This window comes from Methanobrevibacter sp. DSM 116169 (assembly GCF_046197865.1).
Taxonomy (GTDB): domain Archaea; phylum Methanobacteriota; class Methanobacteria; order Methanobacteriales; family Methanobacteriaceae; genus JAHKLT01.
Genome location: NZ_CP166990.1, coordinates 1,896,294 through 1,915,231, shown reverse-complemented (window position 1 = coordinate 1,915,231; position 18,938 = coordinate 1,896,294). Strand labels below are relative to the sequence as shown.

The following is an 18,938-nucleotide window of genomic DNA, read 5'->3' as shown; positions in this document are numbered from 1 at the left end:
TTCATAATATTTTTTTATAATTCATTCACTTTAAGATTTTTTTACTAAATAATTTACAAAAAATAGACTATATTCTTTTAAAAATGCAACAAAAACTATCCATTTAAAAATAATCACAACCTAAAAAAAATTTTAAGTATATCTTAGACTATATATTATAATGATAAAAGTTTGAGGTAAAAAGAAATGTCATATACTATGTCAGAGAAAATTTTAAGAAAATCGTCTGGAGATTATAATGCAGAAGCTGGAGATATAGTTATGGCTAATATTGATGTAGCCATGACTCATGATCTGACTGGTCCCTTGTCTGTTCAATCATTTGAAAAAATAGGAACAGAAAAGGTTTGGGATAAATCAAAAATTGTTATTCCTTTTGATCATCAAGTTCCCGCTGATTCAATTGATTCTGCTAATAATCATATTATTATGAGAAAGTTTGTAAAAGAACAAGGGATTGAAAACTTTTATGATGTTAATGCAGGAGTTTGTCATCAAATATTGCCTGAAATGGGGCATGTTGTTCCTGGAGAAGTGATTGTCGGAACTGATTCACATACTTGTACTCATGGTGCATTAGGAGCATTTGCAACTGGAATTGGTTCAACTGATATGGCTATGGTCTTCTCAGAAGGTCAATTATGGTTTAAAATACCAGAAACAAATAGATTTAATATTACAGGTAAGTTAAAAGAAAATGTTTATGCAAAGGATGTAATTTTAAATATTATAGGAAAAATGGGCGCTGATGGTTCCACATATAAAGCATGTGAATTTGCAGGAGATACAGTTCAAAATATGAATATTTCAGATAGAATGGTTTTATGTAATATGGCTATTGAAATGGGTGGTAAGACTGGTCTTGCAGAAGTAGATAATAAAACAATTGATTATGTGAAAAAACATTCTAATAAATCTTATGAAGTATTTGATACAGATTTAGATGCAATAAGTTTAGATATTATTGATATTGATGTTAGTAATTTAGAACCTCAAGTAGCTTGTCCTCATAATGTTGATAATGTAAAACCTGTTAGTGAAGTAGATAGGCAAATTGATCAGGTATTTTTAGGATCTTGTACTAATGGTAGAATTGAAGATTTAAGAGATGCAGCTAAAATATTAAAAGGAAATAAAATAGCTAAAGATACTAGAATGCTTGTTATACCTGCATCAAGAAATGTTTATGAGATGGCTTTAGATGAAGGTTTAATTAAAATATTTGTTGAAGCTGGAGCTCTTGTTTCTGCTCCATGTTGTGGACCATGTCTTGGAGGCCATACTGGTTTAATAGGCCCTGGAGAGGTAAGTCTTTCAACTTCAAATAGGAATTTTAAAGGTCGTCAAGGTAGTCCTGAAGGAGAAGTATATTTATCTTCTGCTGCAGTAGCTGCTGCATCTGCAATTACAGGTAGAATAACTCTTCCAAAATAGGTGATATAATGAAAGGAAAAGTATGGAAATTTGGAAATGATATTGATACTGATATAATTATACCTGGTAGGTATTTAATTTATACTGATGAGGAAAAACTTGCAGAACATTGTATGGAAGGATTAGACCCAGATTTTAATGAAAAAACAAATCAAGGAGATTTTATTGTAGGTGGAAAGAATTTTGGTTGCGGTTCTTCAAGAGAACATGCTCCAATAGCTTTAAAAGCTGCAGGAATTAGTGCTGTAATAGCTGAATCATTTGCAAGAATCTTTTATAGAAATGCTACAAATTTAGGCCTTCCACTTCTTGAAGCACCTGGAATTAGTAAAGAAATAAATGAAGGTGAAGAGATTGAAATAGATCTTGAAAAAGGAGTAATAATCTCTGCATCTGGTAAAGAATATGAATTTAAGAAATTACCTCCATTTATGTTAGAAATTCTTGAAAATGGTGGTTTAATAGAATATATTAAAAATAAAAAATGATATTATGTATAAAATAGCTGTAATTCCTGGAGATGGAATTGGAAAAGAAGTTATGAAAGCTACAATTAATGTTTTAGATAGTTTAAATTTATCTTTTGATTATAATTATGCTGATGCAGGAGATGAATGTAAAGAGGAATGTGATGAAGCTCTACCTCAAGAAACATTAGAAATTGTTAAAAGTTCTGATGCATGTTTATTTGGTGCTGCAGGTGAAACTGCTGCTGATGTTATAGTTAGATTGCGTCAAGAAATGAAGCTATTTGCAAATTTAAGACCAATAAAATCTTATCCTAATACTAATGCTCTTTTTGATGATTTAGATTTTATGATTGTTCGAGAAAACACAGAAGGGTTATACAAAAGTGAAACAGAAGAATATACAGATGAAGGAGCAATAGCTAAAAGAATCATTACAAGAGATGCAGAAGAACGTATTATTAATTATGCATTTAATTATGCAAAGGATAATAATAAATCAAAAGTTACTGGGGTACACAAAGCAAATGTATTAAAGAAAACTGATGGTTTATTTAAAGAAATTTTCTATGAAGTAGCATCAAAATATCCTGATATTGAAAGTGAAGATTTTTATGTTGATGCAACTGCAATGTATCTTATTACAAGGCCTCAAAGTTTTGAAGTTATTGTAACTACAAATTTATTTGGAGATATTTTATCTGATGAAGGAGCAGGTCTTGTTGGTGGTTTAGGCCTTATTCCATCTGCAAATATTGGAGAAAATGGTGCTTTATTTGAACCAGTTCATGGATCTGCACCAGATATTGCAGGTCAAGGTCTTGCTAATCCAATAGCTATGTTATTATCTGCTGAGATGATGTTAAGATATATTGGTGAAAATGAAAAAGCAGATAAATTAGATAATGCTATTTTAACTGTTTTAAAAGAAGGAAAAGTACTTACACCAGATTTAGGTGGAAATGCTAATACGATGGAACTAGCTAATGAAGTAAAAAGTAAACTATAGGTTATATCATGATTGAAGATAGCTTTGAATATAAAAAGGGAATAAATATTATAATTCCAACCTATAAAGGTGAAAAATATATTTTAAAGCTTCTTGAATCTTTAAAAAATCAAACACTAGATTATAATTTATTTGAAGCTATTATAATTATTAATGGTGAGAGGGACTCAACAGAAGAAATTATAAAAGACTTTACATCTAATAATCCTAACTTAAACATTCTTTTAGAATTTAGTCCTGAAGGTGTTTCTAATGCTCGTAATCATGGAATATCAATAGCTAATAGAGAATATATTACATTTATTGATGATGATGATTATATTAGCCCTAAATTTTTAGAAAAGATGTATGAACATTCTGCTCCTGGTAGAATTGTTATTGGAACCTTCTTAGATGAAGATGATAAAACTGGAAAAATTAAAAAATCCTATTTAAGCCCTCCATTATTTGAAAGTAAGGGAATTATAAAAAATCCATATAACTATATGAAAGATATTTTAGTTATAACAACTGATAAGTTGATTCCAACAAAAGCTGTAAAAGCAGTTGATTTTAATCCTATACTTAAAAATGGTGTAGATATTTCTTATTTTGCAAAACTATATTCTAAATTTGATTTTGAGTTTTTCATAATTGATAAGGAAGAAAAAGCAGTTTATTTTAGATTGTGGAGAGATAATTCTATTTCAAGACAATCTACATCATATGAATTTAATATTACAGGACGATTAAATGTTATAGATGATATTAATAAACAATTTAATAATACTCATAATCCTAAAAAAGTTCAATTTTTAAAAGAGTTAACTGTTGGTCAAGTTTCTAAAATGAATTTATATTTAAAAGAAAATCCAAATGATCTAGAAAAGGTATCATATGATATAAATAAATATAAATTCAAATTTTTCCCTTATAAATATTTTAATACAGATTTTAATAATTTAAATAAAGAAAATAATGAATTAATAATTTCTTATGCCTTTTCACCTACAAATACAACAACAAGTAATGTAATGGCTAAAAGAATTTTAAAATCTGAGAAGAATGTAGATATTATACAAGCTAGTTTAGATAATCTCTCAAAAGATTATGAATTTGAAAGTTTATTAAATGAATTTATTTTAAATAAGACAATAATTGAAATGGATTTTTCAATTGAATGGAAAAATATTAAAGAATTTATTATAAAAGGAATAGATAAACTTAAAAATAAAAATTACAAAAAAATTTATAGTAGATGTTATTATCAACACTCACATTTTTTAGCTTTAGAATATAAGCTATTAAATAAAGATGTTTTTTGGTCTGCAGAATTTTCAGATCCGACAATATATAATTTTAAAGGTGATGAGAAGACCCCACCTATTAATGATGAAAATTACATTAATAAAATTAATAGCTATTTACCAGATAATTTACCAAAAATTCAAAATAACGATTCTTTAAACTTTATTTGTGAATATGTAAGTTATGTTTTTGCAGATGAAATTGTTTTTACAAATGAAAATCAAAAAGAAGTAATGTTAGATCTTTTCCCACATCAAGAAATAAGAGAGATTGTAGATAAAAAATATAAAATTAATCCTCATCCTACCTTAGATAAAAAATATTATTATTTAAAAGAAATGGGCTATGAAATTGATAGTTCACATGTTAACTTTGCATATTTTGGTGATATCTTTGGAAATCGTACATTAGAAGATTTTATCAATGCATTTGATACACTCGATACAGCTCTCAAAGATAAATTTAAATTACATATTTTCACATCAAATATAACCTTCTTTGAGCAGATTTTAAGTTCTAATGTAATGAAAAATACATATTTAAATCCACAAATACCTTTCTTAGAATTTTTAAATTTATCTACAAAATTTGATTGTCTTATTGTAAATGATACATATACAAAAAATTTATTTAAAGTAAATCCATTTTTACCTTCAAAAATAATGGATTATATTGGAAGTGGAAGAGATATTTGGGCAATATGTGATAAAAATAGTCCAATGGATAAAATGGATATTAAATATAAGTCATTAATACATGATATAGACTTTAATCAATATACTTTATCTAAAATATTACTTGATAAAACAAATATTAAAGAATCTGATTTAAAAAATTCTAAAAATAATTTAAATGATGATATAGAATATTTACAAAATAGAATATCAGAACTTACTGTTAAAATTGAAGAGTTAATATCTGTTGCAGAAGGAGAATTTAATAAAAATAACCTTAATTTAGAGTTAATAAGATCTTTAAAAGAAGAGAATGAAAAACTTAAACATGAAAATAATGAAATTATAAATTCAAATTCATGGAAAATTATAAACAAGTTTAAGAATAAATTCAGATAATAATTATAATATTAGTATTTTTAGGAGAATAAATAAAATGGAAAAAATTCAACTTTGGGCGTTATTTATCATTATACTTATGGTTTTAAGTGCAGTAGCAGGATTCGTACTTTTAGTAGTCGGATATTAAATTTAAGGAGAGATAATATGGTAAAATATAGATTAGGTGCAGTAGTTGCAGAATTTAATTATGATTTAACACAAATGATGTTAGGCCTTGCAAAAGAAGAAGCAAAATCAAGAGACTGTGAAATAGTTAAAATAGTAACAGTTCCTGGTGTATTTGATATGGCACTAGCTATTAAAAAATTACTAGAAAAGGATGAAATCGACGCTGTTATTACATTAGGTGCAGTAATTGAAGGTGCAACAGACCACGATCAAATAGTAGCACAACATGCATCAAGAAAAATAGCTGATTTATCATTAGAATATGATAAACCTGTTGCTTTAGGAATCAGTGGTCCTGGAATGACAAGACTCGATGCTCATAAACGTGTTGATTACGGTAAAAGAGCTGTTGAAGCTGCAATAAAAATGTGTGATAGATTAAGTGAAATTTAGATGGTTCTATGGAAATTTTAAAACCTAATGATTTGAAAAAAAAGTTTGATAAATCATGGGTTGCTGCATATGATAAGGTTTTAACATTAGTTGATAAAGATAATGTTGAAATCATTGAATATCATCCATGTATGTCTGGATCTGAATGGTTAGTTAATCAATACAGAAACAGTAGTGAATTAATCACAGATGCTTTTAGAGATGGAAATAAACATGTTTATAAAGCTACGGTAGGGAAAAAACCTTTAAATTTAAAAGCTAGCTATAATGCTGCGGGTATTGAAGAGGTAGCTATTCACAATAATGAAGTTAAAGTAACACATTCAGGCCTTGCAGGAGCTGGTGTTGGAGCTGGAATGTGTAGAGGGCTAGGTAAAGGTGTTAATTATATTGAACTTCATGATGTTGGTGGAGGTTCAAAAATAGGAAAAGCTACAGTAGTTACACCTAAACTTCAAAAAGTAGTTATTGGAATAGATGATACTGATACTAAAGATGAAGGAGCTACATGGACAACAGCACACAATATTGGATTAGAACTTAAAAATGAAGGTTTTGAATATATAGATCATATTATTGTACAATTATATCCTAATAATCCATATAAAACTCAAAACTGTGTTTCTATTGGCTTAACATTTGCAGTTCCAGAAGATAAAAAAGATAAATTAATTGAAAGGATTATAGAACTTTTAAAAAGAGATACTTTATCTGATAAAACTTCAATAGCTATTTTAGAAGGATTAAATATTCCTGATGAACTTAGGAAATATTCTATAAAAGCTAAAACTGGAATGGTTAGTGTTGATGAGGCAGAAGATTTAGCTAAAAAATTAAACATAGACCTTATTGAAGTTACAGGTTCTCAAGGAAAAATTGGAGCATTAGCTGCTTTAGGCCTTTATGATAATCCAAAAGAAGCTGTGAAAATTTATAGTAGAAATAATGATAAATAAAAATGATTTTTTAAAAAATAAGGAATTTATTTTAATATATTTATTATTTTTAGTATTTTCTTCACTTATTTTATTTAATTTAGATAATTACAATCATCCTAAAATGGAAATTATTTTCTTAGGAATATTAACTATTGTTGGAATTTTTTTAATAATTTATTTTTCAAAAAATCAAAATAAAATTCATAAAACTGCTTTTTTAATAATTCTGATTTTTGGAATATTATGTGTTTTTTCAAGTCCTTTATTAGATGTTAGTGATGAAATAGAACATATGGCTCGTGCTACATCTTTTTCTGAAGGTAATTTATTGCCAGAATATGAAAATATTCCTAATGGAAGTAAAATAACTAATACAAAAGATGATAGCTATAATTTAAATAAAAAAGGTTACTTATTACTTACAGGTTTAGGTATTCCTATAGAATATCGCCATAAAACGATCTTTGAAACTACTTGGGATGATGAGAAGATTACTTATGAACACAATTATGTTGATTCTTTATTTTCTCAAAATCCTTTTTATGGATATTTAGCTCCTGCAATAGGTATGGGTATTGCAAAATTACTTGATTTAAATAATATATGGATGCTATGGTTTGGAAAACTATGTAATATAATTTTATATACAATTATCTGCACTTTAGCTATAAAAATAACACCTGTTTTTAAATTTCCCTTTTTAATATTTTCTTGTATGCCTTTAGCTATTTATCAAAGTGCTTCTTTTAGTATTGATGCATTTATAATCTCGTTTGCAATATTAACAATCGCTTACTTTTTTTATTTATATAAATTGCCTGACAGGTCAATTACTTATAAAAAAATACTGCCTTTTTTTATTATTTGTCTTATTTTAGGATTATCTAAGGTAACATTATTTATTCTAGTATTATTGGTATTTTTAATACCTAGAAATAAATTTAAAGAAAATAAAGATTATTATTTAAGTATTTTAAGTATTTTTATTCTTATTGTACTTGCTTTATATTGGACAAGAACCATTGCAAGTCCAAATACATATGATTCTTGGAGAGGAGCATATTTTGCAACTAGTAATATAAATGAAACTAGTCAAATTAGCTATATTATAAATAATCCAATAGAATTTATAACTACACTATTTAAATCAATATTTGATGTAAATCAAGCTAAATATTTAAAATTCTTCACATTAGGTTCTGGATATTATGATTATTCTTCTATGATTTTAAACTTATTATATTGTGTATTTTTAATAGCTATAATTTTATTATATCCTAATAATATTAGTATTAAAAGAAATGAAAGAATTTATGGATTTTTAATTTTTACATTATTTATAACTGGAACATTCCTTAGTTTATATCTCACATGGAATCCTGTAGGAAGCTTAATATTAAAAGGAGTTCATACAAGATATTTAATTCCTATATTTGCTCTTTTACCTTTTATATTTACTATAAATAAAAATAAAACATTTAAAAATATGGATAAGTATATCATGGCTATTGTCATTGGATTTTTAGCAAGTATGATTCTTTTAATAATAGCTAACTACTATTAAAATCTAAATTGTAAAAATGATCCTTGATTATTTGAAAGGAATTGCTTAATAGAAGCAGTATTAGAATATTTGAATTTTAATTCTATTATATGATCATTATAATAAAATACATAGCTATCGTTTTTAAAAGTAGAATTTTCAAAATCAAGTGTTCCAATAATTTCATCATTAGCAGTTACAATGTATTGACTATTATTTTCAAATACACCTGATGATGAACCAATAGATTTATTATCTAAGAAAATTTCAAAACTTGTTCCATTTATTCTTTTAGAAGAAATTATATAATCCTCTGATAATGTAGTATTTTCAAGTCCTGAAGAATTAAAGAAATGATTAACAACTGTTCCTTCAAAAACTTGATTAATACGACTATTTTGAATAATATTTCCATAATCAACATTTAAATATTCTTGAACATCAAGTGGCATCCTAATAATATTTTCTTCACCTGGCCTTGTTTCATTGATTATATAGTCCTTATTATTAATTTGTACAACATCTCCATAAGATAGCCCTAATGTTGTTAAAGCGGAAGGTGGCATTCTAATAATATTTAATTCATTTTCAAGTGCAGCATCAACTGTATATGGTCCTCTAACAGAAATAGGTTTTTCTTCATCAGTAGTAATCATTAAATTTCTTGATGTAGGTTCTACAGAAATACTTCCATTATTAACTGTTGTAGCTCCTAAAAATGTTGAAATCATTAAAATTAAAATAATTCCTGATATGATGACTGGAAAATGAATACTAATAAACGACTTTATAAGATTTTTACTTGGAGTTTTCTTAAAAATTTTAACAGATTTTATAAATAATTTAATTAAATAATAAATAGCTATTATAAGGCCTATTATAGAAACTATGGCTCCTATTTCTAAAGGCACTTTTTGAACAAAGAAAATTGCAAACAATCCTAAAATAACTAAAGATAATCCTAAAACAGCCATTCTAATATAGCTACCCATAGTATCAATAATAGCTACTCTTCCATATTCCATTGCTCTATTTATAATAGTTCTAACAACTTCATTAGCCATTAAATTTAAATCTTTAAGTGGAGATATATCATGTTCTATTTCTCCAATATCAACTTCTAAAATACTAAGGCCTTGAATATCTGCATCTAAGACTATTCCTACATCAACACCATAGTCTTTTTCAAACTTCATCTTCTTAAGTGCTGATTTTTTAGCTGCAAACTGACCGCTTAATGGTTGTTCAAAATTAATTTCTGGGAAAAATACTCTTAAAAGTGGCTTAGCTGTTAGTTCTGTTACACGCCCACTTTCTCTTACAAATTTTGTTTTTGTAATTTCAGTTTTTCCTTCTAAAATAGGTTTAATCATTGCTTCTATTTTATCTGTAGTTAAATTATAAATATCTCCATCAATAAAAGCAATAATATCTGAATCCGATTGTTTAAAACCAGTTTTTATAGCTGCTCCTTTACCTAAATTTTTCTCATGTGATACAACAGTAGCCCCAGCTCTTTTTGCTACTGTTTCAGTATTATCATTCGATCCATCATTTACAACTATAATTTCTGTAATATAATCAATTTTTTTAATAACATCAATTACATTAGCTATATTTTCTTCTTCATTATAAGCTGGAATAATTACAGAAATAGTTTGATTGTCATTAGTTTTTTTAGGTTTTAAAGAAAAAATCAACATTAACAATAAAACTAATATCCAAGACAATTTTTCACTCCTATAATTATTTTAATTAATTTATTATTTATTTTATATGTTTAAAAATTATTCCCCAAAACTAACTCTTTCAAATTTTTCAAGTTTATCAAGCGGTTTTGTAGCATCTATTCCAATTTTAGTAGTTGTACCCTCAGGTGTTGCAACAGGATCTAAAGATGAACCTCTAACTTTAGGAACAACCATTACATCATCATCTCCTTTTACTCTTGTTGCAATAGCATATTCAACATCTTGAGGATTGAAAATATCAATATCTCTATCAACTACAACTGCATGTTTTAAGGAAGGATGTGCAGATAAAGCTGCCATTAATACATTTTTTCCATCACCTTGAGTTTGTTTATCAATTGAAATTACAGCATGTAACCAACAACATCCTCCTTCTGTTAGAGCAACATTATCTACAGTTGGAACTGCATTTTTAACAGCTTTATATATTCTTGGTTCTTGTGGAAGGCCTTGTAAAAGTTTATGCTCAAATCCTGCAGGTAAAATCGCATGATAATAAGCATCACTTTTAATATGCATTTTATTTAAAGTTATTACTGGTTCATCTCTTATAACATCATAAGTATCTGTTAAATCTACAAATGGTCCTTCTTTAGCAGTTTCTGTTACAGATATTTCACCTTCAAAAACAATATCAGCTTTTGGAACTTTTAAAGTTGAATTTTCACATTCAATTAATTCTAACTCACCATTTTTAAAGTAATTAGCTACTTCCATTTCATCTGAATCGATTGGAATTGAAGTAGTACTAGAAAGTAAAATAGCTGGATCCATTCCAATAGCAATAGCTATTTTAAGGTTTTTATTAAGTTTTTTAGCTTTTTGAAAATATGTATATAAGTTCCGTGGAACAATTCTAATAGCTAACTTATCGCTGCCTAAGACAAGCATTCTATGAATTGATGCATTTTGAATACCAGTTTCTGGATCTTGTGCAAAAACAACTCCTGCAGTTATATATGCTCCACCATCTCTTTTATAATGAGTTAAAATAGGAATTTTATTTAAATCAGCTTTAGAAGATGTATATTCTTCAAAATTAGTAAACTTATTTACATCTAATGGATTTTCACTAGCATAAGATATTTTTTTAATGATTTCTTCTACTTCACATCCAATTGAATCTGCAATTTTATCTCTTGTATTACAAATTCCTGATACAATAGGCATATCATATCCTTTAATGTTTTTAAGTATTACAGTATCTTTTGGATATTTTCTTAATACTTTAGTTACTTCAAATTCAGGATCTAATTCCTCATCAATTGTTATAATATTATCATAATTTTCTAAATTCATATAATCACTATAAATTAGCTGTTTTATATTTAATATTTTTTAAACTTTCTTCTAATCTTTCATTTGATAAAGCTAAAATTTCAGCAGCTAGAATTCCACCATTACGACCATTATTTAATCCAACTGTTCCAACTGGTACTCCTGGAGGCATATTAATCATTGAAAATAAAGCATCCATACTAATATCTTTTGAACATGGTACTCCTATAATTGGTTTTTCTGATAAACCAACAAGTCCACCAGTAACATGTGCAGAAAGACCAGATATTGCAATAAATAATTTTGCATCATCTAATTCTTTTACATATTTTTCAAATTTATTTGGATGGCGAATAGGAGAAATTACTCTCATATCATATTTAATTTTTAGTCTATCTAGTATAATAGCTACTTTTTTTGCAACAGCCATATCTGAATGACTTCCAGGAAGTATAGCTACATCAGGTTTTGACTCTCTGTGATTAATTGATTTTGAAGAAGAAATATCTAATGAATCAACATCTAAAAAGTCTTTATTAAGATATTCACCATCTAATGTTTTTAAAACTTCCTTTTCACTATTAATCACTTTATCTTGATAAAATTTTCTAAGTTTTGAGATATTATTTCTAATATTTTCATCTGAAATACCTATAATTTGTCCTGCTAAAATAGCTGCATTATCTCCTCTATCTATTCCAACAGTTGCAACTGGTGCAGGAAATGGCATTTGAACAGAAGATAATAATGCATCAATTCCACCTACTTTTACATCAACAGGAACACCAATTACTGGTTTATGAGTATATGCAACAATAGTACCAGGTAAATGAGCAGCAAGACCAGCTATTCCAATAAAAACATCTACTCCTTCTTCAGTTGCTTTTAAAACTATTTCTCTTACTATAGAATGAGTTCTATGAGCAGAAGCTATTTTTAAACTATAAGAAATTTGGAGTTCTTCTAAAATATCAATAGCTTTTTCAGCTATTTTTAAATCTGAAGCACTTCCAAGAATTATCATTACTTTGGGGGTCATTTTAACACCTATAAAAAAAATATTTAAAAATTTAATTATAATTAATTTTATATTTGTCTTATCTATTATTAATAATTTTTAAAAAAATTACCTTCCATAAAACATAAGTCTTCTAGCTGTAAAATTCCAGAATAAGACAAGTATAGAAGCTATTACTTTTGATATTAAATAATTAATAATTAATAAATCTGTAAAAATATATAATAAGATTTCTGTAAAGATAAGTCCTACTGTACTAATTAATATAAACAAATTAAATTCAACTAGTTTATTATCTATTTTATCTTGATTAAAGACCCATTTTGTACTCATAATGTAATTTCCTAAAACAGAAATTAAAAATGCAATTATTGCAGCTATTAAATAATGAACATCAAAATAATTAACAAGAGTAAAATAAATTGATAAATCTATTGCAAAAGCTGTTCCTCCCACAAAAATATATCTAAAAAATTGTAAACGAGGATCATCTGTTCTTTTTTTAAAAAGTTTATTTATTGTACTCAAAATATCACTATACTTTATTTATAAAAATATAACTATTAAAATTTTACTTAAATTACTACTATCTATTATATAATAGTAAATCATATAACTAATAATATTAATGTTTAATATCTTGAAGTGAAATCATGACAACAGCTATTCTTATTCCATGTTATAATGAAGAAAAAACAATTGCAAATGTAATAAATGATTTTAAAAATGAGCTTCCAAATGCAGATATTTACGTATATGACAATAATTCAACAGATAATACAATAAAAATAGCTAAAGATGCTGGAGCTATTGTAAGATGTGAATTCAAACAAGGAAAAGGAAATGTAGTAAGATCAATGTTTAGAGATATTGATGCTGATTGTTATATATTAGTGGATGGAGATGATACCTATCCTGCAGAAGCTGCTAGAGAAATCGAAAAGCTTATTTTATCTAAAAAAGCAGACATGGTTATTGGAGATAGACTTTCTTCAACTTATTTTACAGAAAATAAAAGACCTTTTCATAATGTGGGAAATAAATTAGTTAGAAAATTCATTAATTTAATTTTTAACAGTGATATAAAAGATATTTTAACAGGTTATAGAGGATTTAATTATGATTTTGTTAAATCATTTCCAATATCTTCTAAAGAATTTGAAATTGAAACAGAAATGACAGTATTTGCTTTAAATCATAATTTTTTAATTAAACAAATACCTGTTAATTATACAGATAGAACTGAAGGCAGTGTTTCAAAATTAAATACATATAAAGATGGATATAAAGTTATTAGTTTAATATTTTCACTTTTTAGAGATACAAAACCATTATTTTATTTTTCATTAATTACTTTAATTCTATTAATAATAGCTATAGTTTATTTTATACCAATTTTAATTACATTTTTAAATACAGGATTTGTAGAAAAGGTTCCAACACTTATAATTATATCAATGGTAATAATTATTAGTGCTTTAATATTTTTAACTGGTGTTATCTTACATGTTCTTAAAAATCAACACCTTCAAAACTTTGAACATTATTTAACTATTATTAGACAAAATAAAAAAAATGATTAAGAGGAAAATGGAATGAATACCCTAAATATCATAGTGCCATGTTATAATGAAGAAAAAACACTAAATAATTTTTATTTTGAACTTTCTGAACACTTAAAAAAAATTTATAGTATTAAATGGAATGTATTATTTATTGATGATGGATCAAGTGATAATACATTAAATGTTATAAAAGACTTAGCAAACAAAGAAGATAATATTAGCTATATTTCCTTTTCAAGAAATTTTGGAAAAGAATCAGCTATATATGCTGGTCTTGAAAATTCCGATGCTGATTTAAATATTATGATGGATGCAGATTTACAAGATCCTCCATCACTTATTGCAGAAATGATAAAACATGTTAATGATGGTTATGATATTGTAGCAAGTCGAAGAGTTACAAGAAAAGGTGAACCTCCTATAAGATCATTTTTTGCAAGATTATTTTATAAATTAATCAATTTACTATCTAATATAAATATTGTTGATGGTGCTAGAGATTATAAATTAATTACAAAACAAGTAACAGATTCTATTTTAGAGTTAAAAGAATATAATCGATTTTCAAAAGGGATTTTTGGATGGATTGGTTTTAAAACTAAATGGATTGAATATGAAAATATTGAAAGGACTAATGGAGAAAGTAGCTGGTCATTTTGGGATTTATTTAAATATTCAATTGAAGGAATTATTTCTTTTACAACAGCACCACTTCATATTGCTACAGTTTCTGGAATAATTTTTTCTATAATTGCATTTATTTCAATAATTGTAATTATCTTAAAAACTTTGATAATGGGAGACCCTGTCGAAGGTTGGCCATCAACTGTAAGCATAATTTTATTTGTTGGAGGAATACAGCTATTTTCAATTGGTGTTTTAGGTCAATATCTTGGAAAAATCTATTTAGAAACTAAAAAAAGACCAATTTATTTAATTAAAGAAAAAAAATTTTAATCATTACAATTTTTAATTTTTTTTCAAAGGTGCATTTCAACTATAAAATTAAAAAATAGACAAAATAAAAGTACTGATTTAATTAAAATAAGCTATTAAAATATTAAAAGATTCAATTTTAAAATTATATAAATGATTAATATATTATTTTAAATGATTTTAAAATAAAAATTTAATAAAAAATATAGATTAAGATAGATGCTCATATCCTTTTTGTGGAATTTTTTCTATTTTACCATTAATTTTTTTAATTTCAATTTTATCAGAATTATTAATTTCACCAATAATATTAAAATCTAGTTTATTTTTAAGTTTTATAGAATTTTCTTCTGATATAGTAAACAAAAGTTCAAAATCCTCACCAAAATTTAAAACTAGATCTAAATAATCTTTATTACATTTTTTAGCTAAATTTTTATATTCATCTGAAATATTTAATTTTTCCTCATAAATTAAAATTCCATTATTTTCATTGTTATTTAAAATTTCATATAATTCTGATGCTAAACCATCAGTAATATCAGTTGCAGAACTTGCATAATCTTTTAAAATTTTTCCTTCTTTTATCCTAGCTATTGGTTTTAAAATTTTTGATATAGCTATTTTGGAAAGTTCTAAGGCAATGTTTTTATTAAGTAAATAAAATCCTAGCCCAGCAAGACCAATACTATTTGTTATACAAATTAAATCATTAGTTTTAAAAGTAGATTTTTTAAGAGGTAAGCTATTAGAAGTTCCTAAGGCCGTACCAGAAATGATAATTTCACCTGCTTCATTAGTATCTCCTCCAACTAGAGGAATATTATAATACTTACAAGCATTTAAAACTCCTTTAATTAATTCTATGAAATCTTTTAAAAGTGTTTCTTTTGGAATAGCTATACTAAGTAAAAATCCTAAAGGTGAAGACCCCATAGCAGCAAGATCACTAACATTAACTGTAACAGACTTAAAACCAATCTGCTCATAAGTCATTTCTTTTGGAAAATGTTGAGATTGGATTAACATATCAGTTGAAGCTATTAAATTAGTGTTATTAATTTTTAAAATAGCTGCATCATCACCTAATAGAAAATCAATATCTTGAAATTCCTTACTTAGTTTAATAATAAGTTTTATTAGTGATTTTTCACCAAAATCAGAAACTTTTAAATTTGTATAATCCATGTTTAATATTAGATTTTTAAAATAAATAAATTTTATTAAATAAAAATATTAAATTATTGAATGAAAATTGTTTTTAAACTGTTATATTTAGCTATAAAACAAAAAAAAGATAATTAAAGACTTATAAGTAATTTATATATATTAAATAATTTTTATAAAGAGGGTTGGTCAAAATTATTTTGGTTTTATTATTGTTTTTATTTTAGATTATTGTTTTTTCAATGTATATTTGTTTTTTAATAAAACATGGTACTTTATATACCATTTAATACAAATAATAACTTGTAATTGATTAATAAATATTTTAATGATATTTTAAAGGAGTTTAATTTATTATTTTGATTAAAAAATTTCTTTTACAAGAATATTGATGTGAAAGCCAAACACAATATTTAAAAAGAAATTAAGCAAAAAAAAACCTTTTAAAAAAACAAACAACTTAATCAATTATGTACCGTTGGAGGAATGGGAATTTAAGCTCGTGTTACTATGGTTCATAAGAACTATCTAAACAAGAAAAAACCAAAAATAGCATTTTTGGCCGACCCTCATAAATATAAAAAAATTAAAAGCTGTGATAATTTGATGAATACTACAAAAAGAAAAAAAGTAAATTAACAGATATTGTAGGAATAATTAATACAAAATCTTCCATAAATGCAGTAAAATTAAAAAAGAAATACCAAAATGGAGAATATTAATATAATATTATTTCATTTGGCAAATTAAAAGGAATAAAAAAATAAAAATTTAAGAATTTGAAATTCTTTTTTTAATAATTTCTAAAATAAGTGGATCATCACCTAATGGGTCAGTAAATACAATTTCTCCATCAAAGTTAACTTTTTGAATTTCATGATGGTGGTGGTGATGTCCATGATCGTGGTCATGATCATGTTTTTTCTCAGCTTCTTCAATTGCTTTTAGACCTAAGATTTTTGGAATATCTCTTTTAGTGTGAAGGCCATGAGCTATAAAAACAGGTACAACAATGATTTTTTCTATATTTCCTCTTTTTTTCAAATTTTCAACTGCTTCTGCAATATCTGGTTTTCTCATTTCCATAAAACCAGTTTCTACAAGAGCATTTGGAAATTCATTTAAATATTGTTCTTTTATAGAGTTTATAACATCTGCACCATAAGGTAGTCTACTACCATGACTTAATAATAAAATTCCTGTTTTTGAGCTTTCATTCATAGTATCATCTAATTAAAATTTATTTTAAATAAATTATACTATGCTTTAATAAATATAAAAAGCTTTCTTATAATGAATCTTTTATTTTTTTATTTAATATCTCAATTAAAATATCGTCTGCTCCAATTGGTTCAGGATATAATATTTCTCCATCAAAATCAATTTTTGATAAATCATGATGATGGTGATGATCTCCGTGATCATGTCCATGTGAATGACCTGTATCTTCTTTTAGACCTAAAATAACTGGAATATCATTTGTAGTATGAACTCCTGGTGCAATAAATACAGGAACAACTATTAATCTTTCTATATCATTAGAAGAAGTTAATTTATTAATTGATGTTGGAATATTAGGTGTTTCAAGTTCCATAAATCCAAATTCAGAGGGATATGCAGATACTTTAGAAAATTTATCATATACTTCACTTATAAATTCTTTATTATATTTTAATCTACTTCCATGAGATACAAGTAAAATAGCTGTTTTTGCATCTTGTGATAAAGTTGAATCATTTAATGCTTCATTAATTCTTTTATTAATTAGTTTAAGTAAATCATCATCTGCTCCAATTGGTCTTAATAGCTTAATTTCTCCATCAAAATCAATTTCTTCAAGGCCATATAAGTAATGATCTTCACCATAATTTCCATCAGGACATCTTGGATCTACTTCTAAAGGGTCTAAACCTAAAATTATTGGAATATCAATATTTGTGTGAATTCCAGGTGCTAAAAAAACAGGTAAAGCGATGATTTTATTAATTTCATTTGAAGAATCTTTTAAATTTTTAATAGCTTGAGCAATTGTAGGTTCGCTAACTTTCATATATCCTACTTCAGTTGGAAGGCCTGATATAGTTTTAAACTTTTCAGCGATTTTTTTAAAGGTATCTTCTGCATAAGGCAAACTACTACCGTGACTAATGAGTAAAACAGCACAATTATCTTTCATATTTATCATCAATTAATAACTTTTTTAAAAAAATTAATAAGTTTTTAAAATTTATTAATAATTTAATTTATAAATATAAAAAGTTTTCTAGAATTAATTTAAGAAAAGAATTAAAGCTATATTTAAATTTAAAAAAATAAAATCTAATTTAGTTAAAATAAAAATAAAAAAGAAAAATTTAAAGGTTATTTGTTTACTTTAAATTTATATCCGTAGGATATTACACCATCATCCCCGTCTTCTCTGATTTTTCTAAATACCATTTCAACAGGATCCCCTATTTCTAAAGCTTCAACATCACAATCTACAAGTTGTGAAGTTAATTTAGCACCTTCATCTAAATCAATGATAGCTACTGCATAAGGAGCAATTTTTTTGAAATCGCTAGTTGGTGTTCTAACTATTGAAAAGCTATGAATTTTACCTTTTCCAGAGAATTGGAAATTTTCAATGTTTCCTTTTCTTCTACAATCAGGACATATTACTCTAGGCGGGAAAAATAATTTTCCACATGTAGTACATTTAGAACCAATAAGGTTATACCTTTCTTGAATATGACGCCATGTTCTTATAGTATCAGACATAAAAATCCTCCATTTTAATATTATTTAAAGATATTAAAATTTTTATTACATATATTATTAAATAACTAGTATATAAAATTGCATTTTTTTAATGTGAAAAAGCACAAATACACATCTTTGCACTTGAAAAAGAGTTTTATAAAAAAAC

The 18,938-nt window shown here is 25.7% G+C and carries 17 protein-coding genes; 9 read left to right on the top strand and 8 right to left on the bottom strand.

All coding sequences use genetic code 11. The annotated features are described in order from the left end of the window. Positions 1 to 186: 186 nt before the first annotated feature. The 7 genes from hacA to ACA134_RS09270 all read left to right on the top strand — a co-directional run bounded on the left by hacA (position 187) and on the right by ACA134_RS09270 (position 8,336). A complete protein-coding gene (gene hacA, locus ACA134_RS09300) occupies positions 187 to 1,434 on the top strand; it encodes a homoaconitase large subunit (protein WP_409200139.1) in 1,248 nt (415 codons plus the stop codon). An 8-nt stretch (positions 1,435 to 1,442) separates the two neighbouring features. Beyond that, positions 1,443 to 1,922 (top strand): 3-isopropylmalate dehydratase small subunit, encoded by a 480-nt coding sequence (locus ACA134_RS09295; protein WP_409200138.1) that lies wholly within the window; start codon positions 1,443 to 1,445, stop codon positions 1,920 to 1,922. A 4-nt stretch (positions 1,923 to 1,926) separates the two neighbouring features. Continuing rightward, positions 1,927 to 2,910, top strand: coding sequence for an isocitrate/isopropylmalate family dehydrogenase (locus ACA134_RS09290; RefSeq protein WP_409200137.1), 984 nt, complete (start codon positions 1,927 to 1,929; stop codon positions 2,908 to 2,910). An 8-nt stretch (positions 2,911 to 2,918) separates the two neighbouring features. Further along, positions 2,919 to 5,270: a glycosyltransferase gene (locus ACA134_RS09285; RefSeq protein WP_409200136.1), complete on the top strand. Its 2,352-nt coding sequence runs from the start codon at positions 2,919 to 2,921 to the stop codon at positions 5,268 to 5,270. 147 nt (positions 5,271 to 5,417) lie between these two features. Next, on the top strand, positions 5,418 to 5,834 hold the full coding sequence (gene ribH / locus ACA134_RS09280) for a 6,7-dimethyl-8-ribityllumazine synthase (RefSeq protein WP_409200135.1): 417 nt from the start codon (positions 5,418 to 5,420) through the stop codon (positions 5,832 to 5,834). Between the two features lie 8 nt (positions 5,835 to 5,842). Beyond that, the gene (mmp11, locus tag ACA134_RS09275; protein ID WP_409200134.1) at positions 5,843 to 6,790 is read left to right on the top strand and encodes a methanogenesis marker protein 11; all 948 of its coding nucleotides are present in this window, start codon (positions 5,843 to 5,845) and stop codon (positions 6,788 to 6,790) included. Beyond that, the gene (locus ACA134_RS09270) at positions 6,780 to 8,336 is read left to right on the top strand and encodes a DUF2142 domain-containing protein (RefSeq protein ID WP_409200133.1); all 1,557 of its coding nucleotides are present in this window, start codon (positions 6,780 to 6,782) and stop codon (positions 8,334 to 8,336) included. Before mmp11 ends, ACA134_RS09270 begins: the two co-directional genes overlap by 11 nt. Here ACA134_RS09270 and ACA134_RS09265 read toward each other — a convergent pair. The 4 genes from ACA134_RS09265 to ACA134_RS09250 form a co-directional block, all read right to left on the bottom strand. Continuing rightward, positions 8,333 to 10,045 (bottom strand): glycosyltransferase, encoded by a 1,713-nt coding sequence (locus ACA134_RS09265; RefSeq protein WP_409200132.1) that lies wholly within the window; start codon positions 10,043 to 10,045, stop codon positions 8,333 to 8,335. The two genes, ACA134_RS09270 and ACA134_RS09265, sit on opposite strands and share 4 nt — an antisense overlap. 57 nt (positions 10,046 to 10,102) lie before the next feature. Then, a complete protein-coding gene (locus ACA134_RS09260) occupies positions 10,103 to 11,365 on the bottom strand; it encodes a UbiD family decarboxylase (RefSeq protein ID WP_409200131.1) in 1,263 nt (420 codons plus the stop codon). Between the two features lie 7 nt (positions 11,366 to 11,372). After that, positions 11,373 to 12,383 carry a 5-(carboxyamino)imidazole ribonucleotide mutase gene (gene purE, locus ACA134_RS09255; RefSeq protein ID WP_409200130.1) on the bottom strand — a complete coding sequence of 337 codons (1,011 nt, stop codon included), beginning with the start codon at positions 12,381 to 12,383 and terminating at the stop codon, positions 11,373 to 11,375. Positions 12,384 to 12,470: 87 nt separating this feature from the next. Further along, positions 12,471 to 12,890: a GtrA family protein gene (locus tag ACA134_RS09250; protein WP_409200129.1), complete on the bottom strand. Its 420-nt coding sequence runs from the start codon at positions 12,888 to 12,890 to the stop codon at positions 12,471 to 12,473. Between the two features lie 125 nt (positions 12,891 to 13,015). Between ACA134_RS09250 and ACA134_RS09245 the strand changes: the two genes are divergently transcribed. Both ACA134_RS09245 and ACA134_RS09240 read left to right on the top strand, forming a co-directional pair. Further along, positions 13,016 to 13,945 (top strand): glycosyltransferase family 2 protein, encoded by a 930-nt coding sequence (locus ACA134_RS09245; RefSeq protein WP_409200128.1) that lies wholly within the window; start codon positions 13,016 to 13,018, stop codon positions 13,943 to 13,945. A gap of 12 nt (positions 13,946 to 13,957) precedes the next feature. Then, positions 13,958 to 14,884, top strand: coding sequence for a glycosyltransferase family 2 protein (locus tag ACA134_RS09240; protein ID WP_409200127.1), 927 nt, complete (start codon positions 13,958 to 13,960; stop codon positions 14,882 to 14,884). 189 nt (positions 14,885 to 15,073) lie between these two features. On the opposite strand, the gene thiL is transcribed toward ACA134_RS09240, so the two are convergent. The 4 genes from thiL to ACA134_RS09220 all read right to left on the bottom strand — a co-directional run bounded on the left by thiL (position 15,074) and on the right by ACA134_RS09220 (position 18,790). Continuing rightward, entirely contained in the window at positions 15,074 to 16,051 is a 978-nt protein-coding gene (gene thiL, locus ACA134_RS09235) for a thiamine-phosphate kinase (protein WP_409200126.1), read from the bottom strand. Positions 16,052 to 16,801: 750 nt separating this feature from the next. Beyond that, positions 16,802 to 17,251, bottom strand: coding sequence for a sirohydrochlorin nickelochelatase (gene cfbA, locus ACA134_RS09230; protein WP_409200125.1), 450 nt, complete (start codon positions 17,249 to 17,251; stop codon positions 16,802 to 16,804). A 67-nt stretch (positions 17,252 to 17,318) separates the two neighbouring features. Then, entirely contained in the window at positions 17,319 to 18,215 is an 897-nt protein-coding gene (gene cfbA, locus ACA134_RS09225) for a sirohydrochlorin nickelochelatase (protein ID WP_409200124.1), read from the bottom strand. 176 nt (positions 18,216 to 18,391) lie between these two features. After that, complete coding sequence (locus tag ACA134_RS09220) at positions 18,392 to 18,790, bottom strand: Zn-ribbon domain-containing OB-fold protein (protein ID WP_409200123.1); 399 nt, start codon at positions 18,788 to 18,790, stop codon at positions 18,392 to 18,394. Positions 18,791 to 18,938 lie beyond the last annotated feature (148 nt).

Excerpts from the sequence above, each read along its gene's own strand:
- hacA (WP_409200139.1), top strand. The coding sequence starts at position 187 with ATGTCATATACTATGTCAGAGAAAATTTTAAGAAAATCGTCTGGAGAT.
- ACA134_RS09295 (WP_409200138.1), top strand. The coding sequence starts at position 1,443 with ATGAAAGGAAAAGTATGGAAATTTGGAAATGATATTGATACTGATATA.
- ACA134_RS09290 (WP_409200137.1), top strand. The coding sequence starts at position 1,927 with ATGTATAAAATAGCTGTAATTCCTGGAGATGGAATTGGAAAAGAAGTT.
- ACA134_RS09285 (WP_409200136.1), top strand. The coding sequence starts at position 2,919 with ATGATTGAAGATAGCTTTGAATATAAAAAGGGAATAAATATTATAATT.
- ribH (WP_409200135.1), top strand. The coding sequence starts at position 5,418 with ATGGTAAAATATAGATTAGGTGCAGTAGTTGCAGAATTTAATTATGAT.
- mmp11 (WP_409200134.1), top strand. The coding sequence starts at position 5,843 with ATGGAAATTTTAAAACCTAATGATTTGAAAAAAAAGTTTGATAAATCA.
- ACA134_RS09270 (WP_409200133.1), top strand. The coding sequence starts at position 6,780 with ATGATAAATAAAAATGATTTTTTAAAAAATAAGGAATTTATTTTAATA.
- ACA134_RS09260 (WP_409200131.1), bottom strand. The coding sequence starts at position 11,365 with ATGAATTTAGAAAATTATGATAATATTATAACAATTGATGAGGAATTA.
- purE (WP_409200130.1), bottom strand. The coding sequence starts at position 12,383 with ATGACCCCCAAAGTAATGATAATTCTTGGAAGTGCTTCAGATTTAAAA.
- ACA134_RS09245 (WP_409200128.1), top strand. The coding sequence starts at position 13,016 with ATGACAACAGCTATTCTTATTCCATGTTATAATGAAGAAAAAACAATT.
- ACA134_RS09240 (WP_409200127.1), top strand. The coding sequence starts at position 13,958 with ATGAATACCCTAAATATCATAGTGCCATGTTATAATGAAGAAAAAACA.
- thiL (WP_409200126.1), bottom strand. The coding sequence starts at position 16,051 with ATGGATTATACAAATTTAAAAGTTTCTGATTTTGGTGAAAAATCACTA.
- cfbA (WP_409200125.1), bottom strand. The coding sequence starts at position 17,251 with ATGAATGAAAGCTCAAAAACAGGAATTTTATTATTAAGTCATGGTAGT.
- cfbA (WP_409200124.1), bottom strand. The coding sequence starts at position 18,215 with ATGATAAATATGAAAGATAATTGTGCTGTTTTACTCATTAGTCACGGT.
- ACA134_RS09220 (WP_409200123.1), bottom strand. The coding sequence starts at position 18,790 with ATGTCTGATACTATAAGAACATGGCGTCATATTCAAGAAAGGTATAAC.